This is a genomic window from Mycobacterium sp. SMC-16 (genome assembly GCF_046250085.1).
Lineage (GTDB): Bacteria > Actinomycetota > Actinomycetes > Mycobacteriales > Mycobacteriaceae > Mycobacterium > Mycobacterium phocaicum.
This window is the reverse complement of the sequence record NZ_CP176427.1, coordinates 1,968,940-1,986,160: the sequence shown is the minus strand read 5'-3', so window position 1 is coordinate 1,986,160 and position 17,221 is coordinate 1,968,940. Positions and strand designations below refer to the sequence as shown.

The window sequence follows — 17,221 nt, the reverse complement described above, 5'->3', positions numbered from 1 at the left end:
TCAGGGCGAGGTGTCTCCTGTGCAGATGTCCGATGGAGCCGGCTCTTTCCTCCTTCGGCTCGCCAGCAGGAATATAGCCATACGCGGAAACACGATGACTGACAGTAGCCCGGCGGCCACTAGCGCGGCGTAGTTGGCCGGCTGCAGGAGCCCAAGTTCCACACCAATTCCTCCGGCCACCACCGGGATACTCAGCGACGTGGCCTGTAACAGTCCCGCCGCCAAGACCTGGCGCCCACCGCCGAGCAACGGACGGTACAAGACGGCCGGTACGGCTCGAACGATGAGAAGGGCGACGAGAAAGATGGGGACGTTGGCCAGGGCGGGCACGTGGTCGATGAGTGCTCGGACGTCGAGCGACACCCCGGTCCCAACGAAGAAGAATGGGATGAAGACGCCAAAGCCGACGGCATGCAGCTTCGTATAGAAATGGCTGTGTGTCATGTCCTCGTCGCGGTCCAGCAAGGTTAATGCCGCTCCGGCGAGGAACGCCCCCAGAATTGACTCAAGTCCGAAAGCTGTGGCCAGAGACGCGAAAACCAAGAGCAAGGCCACAGTTGCGCGGACCCGAATCTCGGCGGTGGTGTCCTGCAGATCGAGCAGCGTCTTACAGAACGTGCGGGCGCGCTCCAGGCCGAGAACGACGGCGATAACAACAGCTGTGAACCCGAGAAACGCCGCCAGCAGCGTGAGCCTGGCGCCAACGCCGGCCGACGTGTCTTCTGAAAACCATAGGGAAAGAAGCACTATGGGCACGATCTCGGCAATGGACGCACCGGCCACGATCACTTGACCGGCTCGGGATTCCACAACTCCCGCGTCCTTCAGAACCGGGAGGATGATTCCCAGCCCGGTTGCCGACAGGATCACAGCCACCAGCACCGGTGACCGAGTGAGCCCCACTAGGCCTAGCGTGACACCCACTAATGCCGCGAGAGCGAACGACACCACGAAGGCCCCCGAGGCGCGGCGCAAGAGTGGTCCCCTTAGATGCTGGACGTCAATTTCCAGTCCGGCCAACAAGAGTAGGAAACTCAAGCCGATCGTCGACAACACTTGAAGCGCGTCGTCCATGCGCACCCAGCCAAGCATTTGCGGACCGACGATGACCCCTACGAGGATTTCGAGCACGATCGCCGGCATTGGCAGCCGAAACACCCGCACACTGAGCGGCGAGAGTAAGGCGACGACCGAAACAATTGCCACTGAGGTCAGCGAAACGATGGCAAACCCTTCCGACTCGGAACGAACAGCGGTCACAGACCCGTGCTGAGTGCCGCCTGACCACGACGCCACCGACTACCTCCATTAAGGCTGGCGAATGGCGCTGCTCATAGTGCATCGTAATCTGCCTACGGTCGGGCGGCCTGCGGATAATGTACCGCAGAGTACAGTTTAGCCGCCATGTTGCCCCCGCAAACGACGTCGGAAACGCCGACTTGTACTGCCGCTCGACGGGAGGACTGGCACCCTCGTCGATCGCCTGGCCAATGCTGCAAGCACGTCCACATTTCTGTTCATCCCCGGCACCCGCTAGGCCCACCTGCGGCGGATCATCGGGCGCGGCGCGGAAAGCTCACCGAGATGCGATCGGCTCACGTCAGCTGCTGCGGTCAGCAATTCGCGAAGATCGAACATTGGTCACGAACGTGGGACGGACCCCCGGCGGTCGAGTTCTGAGACAACACGCAACTCAACAGTTCGCAGGTCAACATTGCTCACGAAGCGTAAGAAGTCACAACTGCGGGGTCCGCCGCCATATAGCACCCCGGCGCTATCCGCGACGGTGAAGCTCTTCACCAGTGGCGTTCGACCGCAACACACGTGTCCGGGCATTACTGCGCTAACACGCGTCACTACAACGCTTTCTAGCCCTTAAATGCTAGTTTTATCAGGATGACATCGATGCCGATTGGGCCGCGCCAAGTCAGTAGCCTGCGTCGGGTGACCATTCCCACCCGAACGTCGGTGCGGGTCGGAGTGCGGCCGGGATCGTGGGTTGTGGTCAGCGCTTCTCGCCGTGACCGAGGCGTACTGGTCATCCGCTCCACCGACGAGCCGATTCCTGGGTATGGCCTCAGGGACCCTCGACGCGCCCGCAAAGTCTCAGACAGCGGCCAGCTCACGCTGCCGGCGTCACTGCTTGATCAGGCGGGTATCGCCGTGGGTGGTTGGGTCGCGTTCACTACCACCGGTGTCGATCTGCGGGTGTTCGCCGCTGAGCGTGTTCGTGGGCCCAGGACTGGCCGGCGATGACCGACGGTCCCGGCGCGGCGGCTGGCAAGGACGTCAGGCAGGATGGCCCGATGCTTGGTGCTGACGTGACACCGCAGACACAGGATGCGCAGCTGGCTGTGGTGGAGCGTGCGGTGGCCAGCATCGTCGGTACCGTGGTGGCGCTGCCGGTTACCGAACTGTCGGGATGCCGGGGTTATCCGCTGATCCGGTGGTCGGCGGCGTTGGACGATCGCCTGGCCGGGGGGGTCGGCCCGGTTCTGGATCGGCCAACATTGTCGCGGTGGGAGTCGGCTACCGGTGCCGGCGGCGCGCCGCCGGCACCGCTGCAGATCGTGGGGGTGGCCTCGTCGGCGCCGTGGCGGCAGGCGGTCACCGCGGCGCGCCAGCTGCGCGGATTCGGCGCCGGATGCGTGTTGACCGGGAAGCGGCCTGCGACGATCAGACTGTCAGAAGCCGACTATGCCGGGGTCGGCGTTGTCTACGTCGGCCAGCACGGTGACCCCGAGGTGTTGGTGCGTGGCGACCACGACACCCGGCGGGCGCCGCGCATTGTCGCCACGCGGTACTGGGAGGAACGTCTGCTGGCGCACGCGCTGGCCGTCGGGTGTGTCAGACTCCTACAGCCGACGGCGATACCCGAACCCACTGCGCCAGTGAGTCTTTGGGAAGCCACAGCCCGTCAGTGGCCTCACTGACGGTGAAGTGCTCCAGTTGGGCTTGTAGACACAGTTGGGTCCATGCCGCCGGCGCCGACAGCCCCGCAGAGACCGCGGCGGTCAGGGCGGCGCCGATGTCGCCCAGTGCGGCCACCGAGTGCTTGAACGCCGCGTCGGCCGGGACGGAATCAGAGGCGATCCAAGTCAGGTCGCCACCGGCGCAGTAGGTGCAGTCGCACCGCCAGGCAGGCAAGCTCGGATCTAGGCGGTAGCTGTTCTCGAAGCGGCTGTTGAGGAAGTAGCCCAGCAGCGCAGGGATGAAGAAGGAGAGATTTTGCGCGCCTCCTCCCCCGTTTCGAAGTGGGTAGATGTGCCGGTAGGTCGAGGTGGTGCCCACGGCGGCTCCCGCGGCGCCGTGGGCTATCGCGCCCAGTGCGGCGGCATCGGAGCGCAGCAACAGCACCGGGGTCTCGGCGCCCAAAATTTCGACGAGGCCCTTGACGGCGCCGGGCTGGTCGAACGGGTCCTTCTCGTCTTCGACCATCAGCGCCACTGGCGTGGAGTGTCTATCGATCAGATCTTTGACCGTGCTGGCTTCGTCGACCACCCAACTGCCGGCGAGCGGCAGCGCCACGATGACCCGCGGACCTAAGGCGGCACCGCGTTGCAGCGTGGCGGTCAGACCACCGAGATCACCGTCAGCGCAGTATCCCGAATCGGTCAGGGCCCACGTCAGACCGTGATAGTGCTGGAAGCTGATCCAGTCTCGCTGCGGGGCAGCAGAAGCGAACTTGCGGTTCTTTCCTGTGTAGAGGCTGGCGTCGATGAGGATGTCGGCGTGCGGGGCGTGTTTGCGGGTGTAGTGGATCGCCCCCGCCGCGTCGGGCCGGGCATACGCGCGCCGCTGCGGGTCCACCGCGTACACGACGCCCACGCCGTGTGTGTGCACCAGCGAGGTCGCCGCGACGGTGCGATGACACTCGGCCTGCACCAGCAGGTCTGAGGTGAATCCCGCAAGCGGGCGGGCAGAGATCCGGCACGGCGGCGACGATGCCGGCAGTTCAGTATCGCCGGGAATGTCGGTCATGGCGCCACCACTCTCAGTCGGGTGCGGGGTGAATCATGTTGACCGACCAGGTAGTTGCGGGTGAATGCGTCGTCGGTCATGACCGCTGCCCGCGCGAGATCGTGCACCGAGTAATCGTGGTCGGTGACGTGCACGTCGATCACCGAGTTCAGGGTCCGCGGAGTCTCACCGGGCAACGTGCCCGGTTCGACTGTGCGCCAACCCAACCGCCCCAGCTTGATCTGGAATTCCCGGTACTGGCGCTCAGAGATCAGGTCGAGGTCATAGGCGCGGCGGATCAACGCCGCGATCGAGATCCCCCACTGCGCCTTCAGCTGCATCAATCGGGGAAACTCCGCGGTGGTCAAACCCGTGAGCAGCGGCACGATTTCGTCTGCAGGTGCCAAGAACTCCGCGGCGAACCGATCGGCCTCGCGTTCCTGATAGTCACCGGGCACGCTGTGCATGACCAGGTGCCCGGCCTCGTGCATGGTGGTGAATCTCTGTCGATCAGCGGGCAGTCCACGATTGAGCACCATGATGGGGGGGCGATCAGGGTCGTGCGGCCAGGTCGAAACGGCATCCTGTGCCGTAGTGCCCAGCGGGCGCATCACCACGATCACACCGACGGCTTCCAGCAGTCCCACCACGTTGGCGATCGGACCCGACGGGACCCGCCACCGGATCCGCAGCTCCCGCGCCACTGTTTCCGGCGTCCCAAACTCGTCGATGTCCATGCGCTCCAGCCGCGCCTGCGGCACGATCTCGATGCCGTGCAGCAGGCCCTCCACCGAGACCCGGGTCAGGTGGGTGATCGCCTCGATGCGGCGCTTGGTCGCCGCGGTCATTTTGGAGTGGCGTCGGCGATGGTGCAGACAGGTGACTTCCAGCCCCTGAACGGGGGTGTCGTCGACGAGTAATTGCGGGGGGCAATCCAGCGCGGCCGCCACCGCGGTGAGGTGCTCTCCGCGCAAATCCAGCAACCCGGATTCAACTTTGGAGACGAAACCCTGGCTGACGCCGGCGGCTTCGGCGAGGTCAGTCTGTGACCACCCCCGCGCTTCGCGCACCAGCGATACCAGGCGGGGATGAGCGACGACCTCGCTCACCGAACTCCTGACTGACCGTCGAGGCGTTCACGCACCACGGTGCGTGCCGACCGGATGATCGGCGCCGACAACGGAACCAGCGGGAGCTGACGCGCCGTCGTGGCGCTTCGCGGCAGGGCGAAGGAGTACAACGGCTCCTCACCGAGGTGACAGACCAGATGGGTGCCGGCCAGCCTCGTACCGCTATCGTCCACGACGTAGCCCGCGGTGAGGATGGTGGCTTCGGGCGCACCTGGCAAGCAGGGATCACCGAGGTGATAGGCCAGGCGGGTTTGACGCTCGGTGTCTGACGGGCACACCCGCAGCTGCGCGGTGAGCCTCTTAAACCGCAGCTGCACGCGGCCACCCTGAAGGCTGACCCACGGGCGGCCGTAGCGATCGGCCACCGCCGCTCCGGCAACACCGGCGAACAACCGGTGCGCCGGGGCGCGCACGAAGTCGGTGACCAGCATGGCCCGAGTCGCCGCCCCCGCCCGGCCCAAAGAAGAATCAGGCTGGTCGCGCAGCAGCTGATAGTCACGCCAGGCACTGTGCAAAATCTCGCCCAAGCGCGGCAGATGCGGGCGCACCACCGGCAGCATCGCGGTCGCACTCACCGGCGGGTCAGCGAAGTCGTCCATCCGGGACTCCCTTTCAGGTCGGTATCCGCAACCTACCACCGACTTATCGGATCGGCATATTTGGACACGCAATTACCGGGCTGTTGGAGTTACAGCAGGAGGCCCTGCTGAGGTTCCTCCCCCAGAGCATCCAGAGCCTGGCCCAGTTCTTCCCGCGACCGCACCGGACGTGCGCCGGCCTCGATCAGCAACCGGTTGCCCGCCGGCGTCTCGTCGCCGAAGTTAAGCACGAAGACCGGCCGAGCACGTTTGAGCGCGTCACGGCCGGCGGCCAGGGTGCCGCCTTTGTCTCCGGCCTCGATGACGACCAACGCTCGGCCGAGGCCGAAGATCACGTGATTGCGCGCCATCGCCGCGTACGACGCCCACGCTTGTGCGGGATGAAATTGGGAGACGACCAGAATGCGTTGTGGGTCATAGGCTTTGGTGAAGTCACGTTTGATGCGGAACCGGTTGATTCCCTCAGCCAGCACGATCACCGTGGTGCCGCCGCGGTCCAATGCGGCCAGATGAGTCTCGGTGTCGACACCTTTGGCGTACCCGGACACGACCGCCAGGCCACGCGCGCTGACTTCCTCGCCGCAGGCACGGGCGGCCTTGAGTCCCAGCGGGGTGGCTCTGCGTGATCCGCACATGCCTGCCGACGGCGTGGTGAGCAGATCGAGATCGCCCGAGCAGAACAGCGTCGCCACGACCGGGCGCCCATTGACGATCAGCGATGACGGAAAACGACCGTCGTCGAGGTTGATCGCCACCACGCCCCGCTGCGTGAGGTCATCGGCCTGGCGGGACAGTGTGTCTCGCGTGCTGGTGTCCAGGACGTCCCATTCCCGGCTCACCAAGTCTTTGCCGGCCTGCAGCAAGGCGGCGATCGTCTTGGCGGGCGTGCGGTAGCGCTCCAACGCCACCAGCGCCCGCAGGTTCGCGTCGAACGCTGCCTGCTCAGCCACTGATGGTCTTCGCGGCCGCGATTCCGTACACCGCCGTAGCGCCGGCCTTCCGGGCGGCCAGCGCCGTTGCGCGCATGGTCATCCCAGACTTATACACGTCGTCGACGACGATGCAGGCGCCCTCGACCATGGCGGGCAGCACGAACTGTCCGTCCAGGCCGACGGCGGCACCGCCGCCTTTTCGGGGTTCCCGCGCCGGTCCGGTGGTGCTGATCAGCGTCTTGCCGGCCTGTTCGGCGACACCGGCGGCGATGTACTCACCGACGGAGTTGCCGTCACCCTTGGAACCCGGGACCGACACGACAAACGGCGCAGCCCGCAACGCGGGATGGCGTTCGACCACCTCCGACAGCAGCTCGATGAGCCGGTTCGCCGACGCTCTTTGGATCCGCGGGTTGCTGACCCAATATTTCGCCTTCTGGACCAAACCGCCGGCTACGGTGTTTTCCCAGTCAGTCGAGGCGACCGTCGGGTCGAGGATCTTGTACCAGTCCAGTGTCACCGCCAGATCGAGGTGGTCGTCCTCGGTAGGCAGCACGAGCACCTCTTTGAGCAGATTGATGAGGCGTTGGGCCCCCTCGGGATAGCCGGTGGGCCAGTGCAGGCAGGTGTCGTAGTCGGCGGCACGGGCGGCCGGGAGCGGGGCGAGCCTGTCGAACCGATCCGCGAAACAGTGCTCGATGTGGGCCACTGGCAACCGGGGCGACTTCAGATAGCTGCGGGTCCAGGTCGGGCCGGCCGCGCTGGGTCGGGCGTAGAGCACCGCCTCGATCCGGCAGGGCTCCTCCATGGCGCGTCTCAACGCGTCCAATCCGATCCGCATTTCGATCTCCTTCTCCATCCGCCCGGGGATGGTCGCTGGCCGTGGCGAAGACCTGGACGGAGGGATCTTCGGGTCGCAGACGGTGGGGTCAGCCTTTGGACCGACGCGGGTCGTTGCCCGGTGCAATGGTGTCCTGTGCGCGGATGGTGCCGTTGCGTGCCCGCACCTGCATTTCGCCGCCGCCGTCGTTTCCGAGGATGGTGCGGGCCCGAGCGATGCCCTCGGCCTGGGTGCTCACCACCTTGCTCGCCCGGGCAGCACCCGGCTTGCGGATCTCCCAGTTGCCGTCGTCGCGGTGCTGAACGACACGCTTGTTGGTTCCCATCACGACCTCGCTTTCGAAGATCCGCCCCGGTCCGCACCGCTGAGAGGCGGCGGCACCGTACTGCTGCGGCCCACCATACCAGAATCTTGTGAGGGTTGATTAATGTTGTATAATAATCCCTATGGTTGATGAGGGCTTTCTGCGGGTGGCGGAGGCGGCGACTTATCTCGGGGTGTCCGCCCAGACGTTGCGGCGCTGGGATCGCGACGGCACCTTGCCCGCGTTGCGGCGCCCCGGCAGTGACTACCGCTATTACCGGCGCGCTGACCTGGAGCCGTTTCGGCTGCAGTACCGCCGCGCCCAAGAGGCCGCGGCGGCCGGCGCCGACAGCAGTGTGTTCGCCACCGCCAACGCCGACATTGAAGCCAATGCCGCGTTGCGCGACCCGCAGCGCGACGCCCACCGCGCGGTGCGTGAGCACTTCGCCGCCAACGCCGCGCCGGCGATCGTGCAGATCCCCGTCGGGTGCGGCAAGACCGGCATCATGGCCACGCTGCCATTCGGTATCGCGCGCGGCCGCACGCTGGTGATTACCCCGAATTTGACCATCCGCAAAGGCGTCGCCGACGCGGTGGATATCACCAGCCCGCAATGCTTCTGGACCAAGTGCCGGGTGCTGTCGGACTTCACCGCCGGGCCCTGGATGGCGGTGCTCGACGGGCCCAACGCCAACATCCACGACGCGATCGAAAGCGATTTCGTGGTGTGCAACATCCAGCAGCTGGCCAGCCAAGCCGACCGCTGGTTGCCCCAGTTTCCCGCAGACTTCTTCGACATGATTCTGGTCGACGAGGGACATCACGCCGCGGCTGAGAGCTGGCAGAAGGTGTTCCGCCGCTTCCCCAACGCTAAGGTCGTCAGCCTGACTGCGACGCCGTTTCGGTCTGATCAGCAGCAGCTGCATGGCGAGGTCGTTTACCGGTACCCGTTCACCCGGGCGATGATCACCGGCTACATCAAGCAGATCCACTCCCGCAACGTCGCGCCCGCGGAGCTCTACTTCACTTACCGCGACGACACCCGCCGCCACACCCTCGACGAAGTTCTACAGCTGCGCGAGGAAGCGTGGTTTCGCCGCGGTGTGGCGCTGAGCACCGAGTGCAACCGCCACATCGTGGAAGCCAGCATCCAGGCGTGTAACCGCATGCGCGCCCAGACCGGCATCCAGCACCAGATCATCGCCGCGGCGTGCTCGGTCGACCACGCCCGTCAGGTCGCCGCGCTCTACAACGAGTGCGGGTACCGTGCCGCTGAAATCCACTCCGACATGGATGAGGACGACCAGGACGCCGTCATCGAGCGGCTGCGCCAAGGACAGCTGGACTGCATCGTGCAGGTGCAGATGCTCGGCGAAGGCTTCGATCACCCCCGCCTCAGCGTCGCGGCGATCTTCCGCCCCTTCCGCAGCCTGGCACCTTACATCCAGTTCGTCGGACGGGTCATGCGCGTCGTGCAGGAAGGCGCCCCCGAGCACCCCGACAACCAGGGCCACATCATCTCCCACGTCGGGCTCAACAATGACGCCCGCTGGGCGGAGTTCCGCGAACTCGATCTCGACGACCAAGCTCTGGTGCACGGCTGGGTGGCCGGCAACACCGACGCAGACGGGGACGGCGACGGAGATGGCGAGCCGCGCGCTCGCCGCTTCGACGACGGCATGCTCGTCGACAACGAGATCCTCACTGACTTCGTCGAGCACACCTACCTCGACCCCACCGATGACCGGGTCCTCGACGAGATCCTCAACCGCGAAGTCGCCCCCGGGGTTCGACTGGCCACCTTGGTCGACCGCGAGCGCCTGCGTGAGCAACTGATGGCCCAACAGGCGGCCGCCGCGGCGCCTGCCCCGCAACCGATTCCGGTCTCTCCGCAGCGCCAACGGCAATCGGCGAGAACCCGGGTCAACGAACGGACCAAGTCGGTGGCCAACCGCGTCCTGTCCGACTTGGGTCTGCCCCACCGCGGTCACCAGCTCATGGCCGTGACCGGCGGACGCCGCCAACACAACTCGGCCATCGTCATCCGTCTCCTGCACGCCGCGATCAACGAAGCCGTCGGCATGGACAACAACACACGAGCGGAGTGGACCCGGGAGCAGATGAGCACCATCTTCGAGCGCATCGACGACATCGCCGACACCGTCCGCGACACCCTGCAAACCCAATTGTCCCCACGCGGGTAACACCCCGCACCGTGCCCTGAAGGAGTCGGCATGCCTACCACCAAAGCGGTCCTGCGCCACATCCGCGTCGAAACCCCGCGCACCAACCACGAACGCCCGTGCGCTGCCCACAAGAAGGGTAAGAAGGCCCACTTCATCCTCGCCGGCGACACCCACCTGGTTATCGTCGAAAACGACAAGGCGATCAGGTACTGCCCGCCGGCGGCGGCCGAAATCCTGGACCTCGCGCAACAGGACCTCGACGCCCTGCGCCAACAACTCGGTACCTGACCGCCTCGCGGCGATCCGGACCATCAACCACAGAGCAATACCGATCACCTGACGAAAACACCTGGGAGAATTGACGATGAATTATTTGACGATCCTGGACACCGTGGAAAACAGCCTGCCGGAGCACTGGACGGAGGTGACCGACGTCGTCACCGACGATGGCCATCACAACGTGTACGTGTTCCACGACGACGCCGCCATCACCCTGGCCTGGGGCAAAGACCACCGTGACGGGCAGCCATGGACCGAGGCGTGGTCGCAGGCCGGCGGATTCCCGGACAACAAGATCTACGGTCACTGGTTCGACATCCGCTACCACGGCGTGGTGATTCACCGCGACCTGCTCCTCAGCGTCGACGGCCACCGCGGCGAGCTGCCTAGCGGCCAACCAATCAGCGAGAAAGGCAAAGGCATCATCGGCATGCGGGTGACCGAGCCCGAAGCCCGACGCGCCCGACTCCTCGACAGCCTGGTCCACGGCCCCAGCTCACAGTTCGACCGGTACTTCGCCAGCGCCAACATCCAGTACCGATGAACAACGACCAGCCGCCCAAGTCTCTACCGCTGAACTGGGATCCGCGCACCGAACAGGAGCTGGCGCACTGCGCCCGCAACGGGCTTCTGGAAGAGACCCACCGTCTCGACATCAAACGCGAACTCGAGTCGGGAAACTCGGCGAACAAGAAGTTGGCCAACGACATCGCCGCGTTCGCCCTCGACGGCGGCATCATCGTGATCGGAGTCGACGAGGACACCTCACCGCCGAGCCTGTCACCAGTCGCGCTGGACGGGCTGGCCGAACGCATCGAGCAGATCGCCCGCATGCGGGTCGAGGAAGCCGTCCAGATCCGCACCACCGAAATCGAATCCACCACCCGCCCCGGACACGGCTATCTCGTCGTGCACATCCCGGTCTCCCCGCGAGCACCACACATGGCCGACGGCCGCTACTACGGCCGCGGTGACAAGACCAACCGCGTGCTGTCCAACACCGAGGTGGTACGACTACTGGACCGTCGCCTCGCCGACCGGCGCGACCTGCGCGCCGAGGCCAGCGCGATCCGTACCGACCTCGTCGGCGCCGACGCCCCACTGTTCGTGGCCGTCGCCGACCCCCTCGGGGCACCCGAGGAGATGCTGGTAGCGTTGACCGAAGATCCGCAATGGCCCTCCACCGCAATCGAACTCATCCACGCCGCCGTCACACGTGAACACCAGCAGTACGCGCCGACATTAGCCCAAGCCGGCGGTTTCGCCCGGCGCGCCGACGGAGTCGCGGTCACCACCGGAATGGCGAACGGCGCCCGATTCGAGGGCAAGGAGTACGCCGCCGAAGTCGTCTTCACCGAATCCGGACGACTCATCCTGGCTTCCGAACGCGCCGTGGCCACCTGGTCGTTTGGCAACGTGATGCCGCCACCCCCGGATGCCTCCGTTGTGTTCGAAGCGCTGATCCTCGGTCACTTGAGTCTGCTCGCCCGGCTCGCGGCAGCGGTGTCCCGGCGCTGGGGCTTCACCGGCAGCTGGCGCCTAGCACTGTCGATGAACGGGCTGCGCGGCGCACAATCGTTGACATTGGCTGAGGAAAGGTTCGGCGAGCGAGGCACGGTCTACACCGCAGACCTGTATGAACGGGTGACCGAAGCCTCCCTGGAAGACCTCGGCGACAATCCTCAGCAGATCGTCGCCGCGCTGGCCTCGCCGCTGCTGCGCAGCGTCGGTAGCTACCCGAGATGGGCCAACCACCTCAACACGTCGACCACCGGGTGACATTCTGTCGGCCACCCGGTGACAATCTGATGAGGTAACGCCGGTGCCCACGGGGCTGTATCCAACTGCCACACAACGGGTCCACCACGGCTTGCCTCACGAGCGCATCCCCCAATAGACCCCCAAAGGGCACTTCGCGGCGGCTCACGGCGAGGGCAGTCGGATGCCGCACGCGGGGCACCAGCGGGGTGGTGTGCCGAGCGCGGCCTGGATCGCTGTCAGGGCGTCGAGGTGATGGATGCACTCCCGTCGGGTGAGGTGGGTGCGGATCATGTCCACGATGAACTGTGCTCGCTCCAGGGGTGTTGTCCCATAGTTTTCGGTGTCGGTGGTGCCGGTGGCGATGACGTCGCCCCCCTGCAACTCGCGCTCGTGGTATCGGATCGCGCCGTCGTCGCCAGCGCCGGTCACAGTCCGAACGAAACGGCCGCTCGGTCGTAGATTGAGCTCGATGTACCACTGGTCGTGGCGCTCGCGAAAATAGAAGCTATGACCATCGATTTCACCGCGCCACTGTTCGGGAGCCAGGCCGCCGTGGCTGTGCACAAGGACGCCCGGCTGCCGTGCGAGCCAGACCTGCAGTTCGGCGTCGGCGGCCTGCTCCGCGGCGGTGATCCGTTGGCCCTCAGGCGATTGCCAGAACCGCGCAATGCTCTCGCGCCACTGGTTCACGGCGTGACGACGGGCCTCGGGTGTGCGTGAGCAGGGACAATCGAATCCGTAGTCGTGCAGATCGCTTTCTGGCAGTCGAGGATGGCAGGAACAATGGCAGCGGGCTCCGCTGTCGATGTAGCGCCACACGGTCAGCGCGTCCAGCGTCGCATCGGCGAGTTCATCGGGAACTGCGACACCGAGCTGGTCGAACATATCCGTCAGATGTTCGCGGTAGCGGGAGCGCGCCTGGCTGCGGTGACGTTCGACGCGTTGTCGGTACTCGGCTTCCACCATGGCGGGGTTGCTCGCGCAAAGGTCGGAATCCTGGTTCACAGCGATCGAGGGTGACACGCCCAAAGCCGTCATGTCGACCGATTTTTTCGACGTCCAGGCATAAAGGAAGGATTCGCCGAGCTGGCGGCTCCACCCAAGAGCCAATGAACAGCGCGCGATACGGCTGGAATCTAACCCCAACCGGCTCGAAGGAGTAATCCTGTTGACCCCCGCCTGCCGGCAGCGAAAGACAAGACCCTAGATGACCACCCACCATTTCACCGCGAAATGCTCGTGCCACGATGCCCGTCGAGAGTTATGTGGCGACTGCGGCGACTGCGGCGACTGCCTCGTCGAGGGTAGGGACCACGGTCACGATGTTGGTGACACCGGTGAGCTTCATCGGACGGCTGGTGGCCGGACCGTCGGCCACGACGGCGAATCCGATTCGCGGGGCCAGGTCAGTGGGCTTGCACCAGTAGTCCCATGCCGACGGAGGCCAGAAAGTCCACGGCGCTGAGGTCGACGATTACCGCGCGGGGGGGAGGCGGCCGTTGCGGTGAAACGCTGTTTCGAGCTGCGGGGCGGTGAGAGTGTCGACCGTTCCGCTGACTTCCAAGACCCTTATGTCATCGACGTGGCGGTCCCGGATCGTGCAATCTGCCGCGGCTGCGTGGCCTGTCGGATCGGGCTGGCCGGTCATGGTCGCCCGACATCTTGGCGAAAGAGAGCAGATAAGCAACTCCAACGAAGGGTTTTGCCGTCGACACGCCGGTGTTGGTCAACACCAGCACCGGCGATGAAGTTCGAGGGTCATTATCGAGGACTTCGGGCCGACCGCCGGCCACGGTGTTTACGTCGGCGACGAGATGATCGTACCGGCCGCCCGCAGATGGGCGGTCCTACTCGACGACGGCCGACTAGTTTTGTCGACAGCCGCCAGCTCGCCGCGATAACGGGCTAAGTCATCAGTGCATGGGGCGAAAGGGCTGCTCCCCCCGCGGTATTGCCGACAAGGATGCGCCGAGAATGTCGCTACATCTGTAGCACGACGTCGGCAACGGCTGCGCGAAGCGCCGGTTCTAGGAAACGCAGGGCGGATATGAGGCTGCTGAAACTCAATTGCGGTTTCGCCCGCCAGGCCGAAACCCGGGCCTGCCGCACGCCCCGGAAGCTGCAGCAGTGTGCATCTCATATGTCGCCGCGGTACAGATTCCCGCGAAGACCCCGGCGACATGGATGACGAATCCGGGTACTGTCCGGACGCGTGGCAGTCAGGTGGAGTTGTCGTCTCTGATCATCTTCTTGACGAGTTCACGTGAGGCGCTTAACGCGTCCTCTGCCTCGATGCGCTGTATGCGTTCAGCTTCGACTCGTGCGTTGAGTTCAGTGACCTGAGATCGCAGGGAGTCGTTGTCGTGGTGGAGTTCGTCGATCTCGCGTCGAAGCGAAGCCGCGTCTCCGAATTCGACCTCGGCGCCCAGCTTTTCGCGCAGAGCGCGTCGAAGCTGGGCAACCTCACTGCGCAGCTTGTCGTTCCGTGTCTTCAACAGCAGCACCTCCGTGCGAGGCACGGGCGCCGCGGCGGGTCGATGGATGGACCGCAGCGGCTGTGCCCGCCCGATATCGATATCTTCTCGGACGCCGGGTGTATAAACCAGCGATCGTGAGACGCCGGCGCGGCGTGCCACTGCGGCGAAGGTGACGGTGGCGCCCTCGTCGATCATGGCTTGCAGCGCGGCCCGCACCCGTTGCCGCTTGTCACGCGAGTGCTTGTGCTGTGCGGCCGCCAGATGCGGGGGCCGTTGACGGCTGGGTTCGGGTGCGGTCGTCATCGGGGGTCCTCGGATGTAGTGACCGGTTGAATTTTCAGCTGCGGGCGCTGCCCGGCGCGGATGCGCCGCATGATGGTTGCCGCCTCGAGAAGGTTGTTGCGGTCGTCCTCGCTCATGGCGTCGATCCTCTTCTTCATTTCCGCCACGATGCGGAGGTAGCTGGCGATTTGGCCGTCGATGGACTGCAGGACGTAGGGTTCGACCTCCATGGCGAGGGCGTGTTCATAGTTTTTGCGAAGGTCGTGGATCTCCTGCTCGATGGCCACCAGGTGGGAGGCGTCGGGTCGGTAGAAACCGCAGCCCGAGCATTGGAATCGAATCGGGCAGGTCTGGCCACCTGATTTGACGTTGGCTGGTTCGGTGCAGTTGCCGTACGGCACTGCGAGCGACCGTAATTGGTAGGTCGATGCATCGACCGGCGGGCGGGGTTGGCCTAGGTGGTTGAACGTGTGCTGGGCGACCTTTGTAATTGCCGAGCGTTTGCGTTTGTCACTGACCCGGTAATAGACGCCGACCGTATCTAGGCCATCATGGTCGAGCAACTCGGCAAGGACTTCGATCTCGGTGCCCGAGTCGGCGTGCCGTTGCGCCCAAGTGTGACGAAAACTGTAGGGATAGATGTTGGACCGATCAAAATCAATCTCGTTGCCGTCGGAGTCGACGATGCCCGACCCGATGAACGGGATGCTTTGAACCCAAAGTCGCAACGTGGCAGCGAAATACCTTGGATGAAGGTGGGGCTCCGCCGCGACCTCACTCACCGCCGGAAACAGGCACGGGCGTGAGGCTTTTGGGATGCTCAGCGCTCCACGCACAGACAGCCACTCCTGGACTTCTCGGGCCAGAGCAGCTTCGATGGGAAGATCGCGGCCCGGTCGGCCCATTTTATAGCTGTACCAACGCAAGACGGGTTCATCGGCGGTTCCGCCGATGCAGTCGGTGCGGAGGGCGCAGATTTCGATCGGTCGACGACCAGTGTCCCGCATCAACAGATAGATGGTGCGGAACATGGCTCTTACTTGGGGTTCGGTCATCAGGTAGTGACGTCGGCCAGCGGCCAATAGGTCAAGATTCGCGTCGAGAGTTCTTACCACGCTGTCCGGTAATGCCTTGGTGTCCTTCGATTCACGGTTGCGCCGCTCGGCCTGGTGAAACACGTGCTTTTTGGAACGGGCGAACGTTGTGGGAAGACCAGTGATGAGTTCGAGTTGCACACCTCTTTCAACGATCTTGAAGAATACGTTGTATTTCGCCATCCGGTAGGCGCGGTTCAGCAGCCGGCCGTCGGCATCGCTTTCCTCGGCCATCCGTTTGGCGACGCGGTCAGCGTCGCGTTGTCCGAGCTGAGAAGGATCCGATCCTCGGTCCCGTCGTCTGCCCAACACTTCAGAGCCATACAGCGCCGCTCTGTACGCATCGTAAAGATAGGTAGTCGTCGTCAGATCGCGGCAGTAGTTCATTGCCGCTGTGCGCAACCATTCTTGTTCGATGAGGGTGAAGTCGACGCCCTTTCGGCGTCGCGTGCCCCGTAGCGGCGACGGGTCACGAGAAAGGCCGATCTCGACGGGATCCCAATGCAGTTGACCTTTCAGGTCGACACCCTGGAATGACCGAAACCCCTCCCGCACATCGCGGGCGAACTCGAAAACCGTTGATCGATACGACTGGGTGAGGCGGCGGGTCTCCATGTCGGCTACCTCGCTATCGGTCAGCTTTGCAAACGATTCGATCCCATACTCGACGAGTCCGTTGACGGCCAAACGGATCACACTCGGATTGAGCTTGCGGTTTCTGCTATCGCGCACCGCTAGCGCGTAGAGGATCTCGTCTATCACCAACGGTGGCAGTTGCCCTAGCCAGAACTGATTAGCGTTCAACGCCGGATCAGCGCACAGGGCCCAGTCGGCGTGGCTTTTGTCGGATTGTTCGCGCTCCCAGCGCCCATAGTGGATCGAGCACAGCGGAATTCGTGACGTCTTAGCCGGCAGCTGGCAGGCCGCAACAAGACACTCCGCTAGATCGAGCGGGGGTGGAATCGAGTGGGGCCCCCCGTGCTCGATCCACACGTTCAACGACTGGGCCACCGCGTTGGGCTCCCTTATAGTGCCCGACCGAATCCTTCGCTGCCGCTTATGCCATTGGTAGTAGTGGTAGTGACACAGGCTCTTGGTATCGGCGACGCGCGGGCATCTCCGGTCATCGCGCGTGATGACGCACCGTTCTCGATCCGGAAACGTCATCTGCTGCTTACGTGTTCGCGTCACTTTCTCGGGCACGTCAGTTCCGTTGGCGCGCAGCTTGGCTTGCCGGTGTCTTCGCATGCAATAGTCGCAGTAAGTCGTGCGCGTGGTGAGCACACGGCAGTCTGGGCAACGCGTCACGAAAGTTTGTGGGTTGTGTTCGTCACCGCAGAACACCAGCGTTTGCGCGTCCCATTCGCCAGGTCGCCA

At 64.6% G+C, this 17,221-nt stretch carries 15 protein-coding genes; 5 read left to right on the top strand and 10 right to left on the bottom strand.

Annotated elements, in window-relative coordinates; translation table 11 throughout:
- Positions 1 to 1,260 carry a cation:proton antiporter gene (locus ACJEIK_RS09560; RefSeq protein WP_219819104.1) on the bottom strand — a complete coding sequence of 420 codons (1,260 nt, stop codon included), beginning with the start codon at positions 1,258 to 1,260 and terminating at the stop codon, positions 1 to 3.
- A 1,061-nt stretch (positions 1,261 to 2,321) separates the two neighbouring features.
- On the opposite strand from ACJEIK_RS09560, the gene ACJEIK_RS09555 reads away from it, so the two are divergent.
- Positions 2,322 to 2,933 (top strand): hypothetical protein, encoded by a 612-nt coding sequence (locus tag ACJEIK_RS09555; RefSeq protein WP_406803089.1) that lies wholly within the window; start codon positions 2,322 to 2,324, stop codon positions 2,931 to 2,933.
- Here ACJEIK_RS09555 and ACJEIK_RS09550 read toward each other — a convergent pair.
- From ACJEIK_RS09550 to ACJEIK_RS09525, 6 genes are all read right to left on the bottom strand, one after another.
- The gene (locus tag ACJEIK_RS09550) at positions 2,848 to 3,981 is read right to left on the bottom strand and encodes a hypothetical protein (RefSeq protein ID WP_103799465.1); all 1,134 of its coding nucleotides are present in this window, start codon (positions 3,979 to 3,981) and stop codon (positions 2,848 to 2,850) included. The genes ACJEIK_RS09555 and ACJEIK_RS09550 overlap by 86 nt on opposite strands.
- On the bottom strand, positions 3,978 to 5,069 hold the full coding sequence (locus tag ACJEIK_RS09545; protein WP_103799466.1) for a helix-turn-helix domain-containing protein: 1,092 nt from the start codon (positions 5,067 to 5,069) through the stop codon (positions 3,978 to 3,980). The genes ACJEIK_RS09550 and ACJEIK_RS09545 overlap by 4 nt, the downstream gene beginning before the upstream one ends.
- Entirely contained in the window at positions 5,066 to 5,689 is a 624-nt protein-coding gene (locus ACJEIK_RS09540; RefSeq protein ID WP_103799467.1) for a hypothetical protein, read from the bottom strand. The genes ACJEIK_RS09545 and ACJEIK_RS09540 overlap by 4 nt, the downstream gene beginning before the upstream one ends.
- An 89-nt stretch (positions 5,690 to 5,778) precedes the next feature.
- Complete coding sequence (locus ACJEIK_RS09535; RefSeq protein ID WP_103799468.1) at positions 5,779 to 6,639, bottom strand: DNA-processing protein DprA; 861 nt, start codon at positions 6,637 to 6,639, stop codon at positions 5,779 to 5,781.
- Positions 6,632 to 7,462 carry a phosphoribosyltransferase gene (locus ACJEIK_RS09530; protein WP_142394589.1) on the bottom strand — a complete coding sequence of 277 codons (831 nt, stop codon included), beginning with the start codon at positions 7,460 to 7,462 and terminating at the stop codon, positions 6,632 to 6,634. The genes ACJEIK_RS09535 and ACJEIK_RS09530 overlap by 8 nt, the downstream gene beginning before the upstream one ends.
- 88 nt (positions 7,463 to 7,550) lie before the next feature.
- The gene (locus tag ACJEIK_RS09525; protein WP_103799470.1) at positions 7,551 to 7,787 is read right to left on the bottom strand and encodes a DUF2188 domain-containing protein; all 237 of its coding nucleotides are present in this window, start codon (positions 7,785 to 7,787) and stop codon (positions 7,551 to 7,553) included.
- 121 nt (positions 7,788 to 7,908) lie between these two features.
- Here ACJEIK_RS09525 and ACJEIK_RS09520 point away from each other — a divergent pair, with 121 nt between their 5' ends.
- The 4 genes from ACJEIK_RS09520 (at position 7,909) to ACJEIK_RS09505 (ending at position 12,009) form a co-directional block, all read left to right on the top strand.
- Positions 7,909 to 9,969 carry a DEAD/DEAH box helicase gene (locus tag ACJEIK_RS09520; RefSeq protein ID WP_103799471.1) on the top strand — a complete coding sequence of 687 codons (2,061 nt, stop codon included), beginning with the start codon at positions 7,909 to 7,911 and terminating at the stop codon, positions 9,967 to 9,969.
- A gap of 30 nt (positions 9,970 to 9,999) precedes the next feature.
- Positions 10,000 to 10,239 carry a hypothetical protein gene (locus tag ACJEIK_RS09515; protein ID WP_103799472.1) on the top strand — a complete coding sequence of 80 codons (240 nt, stop codon included), beginning with the start codon at positions 10,000 to 10,002 and terminating at the stop codon, positions 10,237 to 10,239.
- Between the two features lie 76 nt (positions 10,240 to 10,315).
- Positions 10,316 to 10,774 (top strand): hypothetical protein, encoded by a 459-nt coding sequence (locus ACJEIK_RS09510; protein ID WP_103799473.1) that lies wholly within the window; start codon positions 10,316 to 10,318, stop codon positions 10,772 to 10,774.
- Positions 10,771 to 12,009: a helix-turn-helix domain-containing protein gene (locus tag ACJEIK_RS09505; protein ID WP_103799474.1), complete on the top strand. Its 1,239-nt coding sequence runs from the start codon at positions 10,771 to 10,773 to the stop codon at positions 12,007 to 12,009. The genes ACJEIK_RS09510 and ACJEIK_RS09505 overlap by 4 nt, the downstream gene beginning before the upstream one ends.
- A gap of 144 nt (positions 12,010 to 12,153) precedes the next feature.
- On the opposite strand, the gene ACJEIK_RS09500 is transcribed toward ACJEIK_RS09505, so the two are convergent.
- The 3 genes from ACJEIK_RS09500 to ACJEIK_RS09490 form a co-directional block, all read right to left on the bottom strand.
- Complete coding sequence (locus ACJEIK_RS09500) at positions 12,154 to 13,029, bottom strand: hypothetical protein (RefSeq protein ID WP_258045173.1); 876 nt, start codon at positions 13,027 to 13,029, stop codon at positions 12,154 to 12,156.
- 1,181 nt (positions 13,030 to 14,210) lie between these two features.
- Complete coding sequence (locus ACJEIK_RS09495; protein WP_103799476.1) at positions 14,211 to 14,771, bottom strand: DUF6262 family protein; 561 nt, start codon at positions 14,769 to 14,771, stop codon at positions 14,211 to 14,213.
- Complete coding sequence (locus ACJEIK_RS09490; RefSeq protein ID WP_406803090.1) at positions 14,768 to 17,047, bottom strand: tyrosine-type recombinase/integrase; 2,280 nt, start codon at positions 17,045 to 17,047, stop codon at positions 14,768 to 14,770. Before ACJEIK_RS09490 ends, ACJEIK_RS09495 begins: the two co-directional genes overlap by 4 nt.
- Between the last annotated feature and the right edge of the window lie 174 nt (positions 17,048 to 17,221).